This is a genomic window from Novosphingobium sp. ST904 (assembly GCF_001298105.1).
GTDB lineage: Bacteria > Pseudomonadota > Alphaproteobacteria > Sphingomonadales > Sphingomonadaceae > Novosphingobium.
In genome coordinates this window covers 1-931 of the sequence record NZ_LGJH01000019.1, presented here as the reverse complement: position 1 = coordinate 931, position 931 = coordinate 1, and the positions used below count along the sequence as shown (strand labels likewise).

Sequence of the window (931 nt, the reverse complement as noted above, 5' to 3'; positions counted from 1 at the left end):
AGTGCCTGACTCGGAAGTTTCTCAACCGTAGCAATACCTTGCAGTTCTGCGGGTGAGCATGCGGATGGAGGCGATGGTGGCCCATGCCGTTGACGATGCGATGGTGGCTTCCCAGTCTTTGGCGAGGCGGCGGCATCGGCCAAGCCAAGCGAAGGTGCGTTCGACGACCCATCGCCGAGGGAGAACCTGGAAGCCCTTTGCCTTGTCAGAGCGCTTGATGATCTCGATCGTCCAGGTTCCCGATCCAAGGAGGCCTGCACGGAGCTTGTCGCCGGCATAGCCTCCATCCGCAAAGACATGGCGTAGCCACGGGAAACGTTTGCGCACGGCCTTGAGGACATCGACGGCACCATCGCGGTCCTGAATATCGGCGGTGTGGACGAGGATGAATATGAGAAAGCCGCAAGTGTCCGTCAGGATGTGGCGCTTGCGGCCCTTGATCTTCTTGCCCGCGTCATACCCGCAAGGGCCGCCGCTTTCGGTGGTTTTCACTGATTGGCTGTCGATCACACCGGCACTCGGCGAGGCGTCGCGCCCTTCAATCTCGCGCAGGTTCATTACCAGCACCGTGTTCATGGCTTCGAGCAGACCGGTGTTGCGCCACGCGTAGAAGTAGCGCTGCACCGTCGAGACCGGTGGAAAGCATTTGGGTAGAAGCCTCCAAGCGCAGCCGCTTGCCGCAATGTAAAGCAAGGCATTCATCACTTCGCGCATGTCCGTCGTGCGACGTCGACCTCCGCGCTTGGCTGGCGGGATAAACGGCGCCGCCAATTCCCACTCCCGCTCCGTCATATCGCTGGAGTAGCGCAATCCTTTCCGGCTATGCTCCTGCCGGGCAATACCAGTCCATGCCATTGATCACTCCATCTCTCGCAGGACGGCGTGAATCATAAATGGCTGGTATTGCTCAACAACTTTCGGGGCGGGCTCT

The 931-nt window shown here is 59.8% G+C and carries 1 protein-coding gene; it reads right to left on the bottom strand.

Annotated elements, in window-relative coordinates:
- Positions 1 to 21: 21 nt before the first annotated feature.
- On the bottom strand, positions 22 to 855 hold the full coding sequence (locus tag ADT71_RS00100; protein WP_054434066.1) for an IS5 family transposase: 834 nt from the start codon (positions 853 to 855) through the stop codon (positions 22 to 24).
- Positions 856 to 931 lie beyond the last annotated feature (76 nt).

Coding starts and splice junctions, on each gene's coding strand:
- ADT71_RS00100 (WP_054434066.1), bottom strand. CDS start 855: ATGGCATGGACTGGTATTGCCCGGCAGGAGCATAGCCGGAAAGGATTG.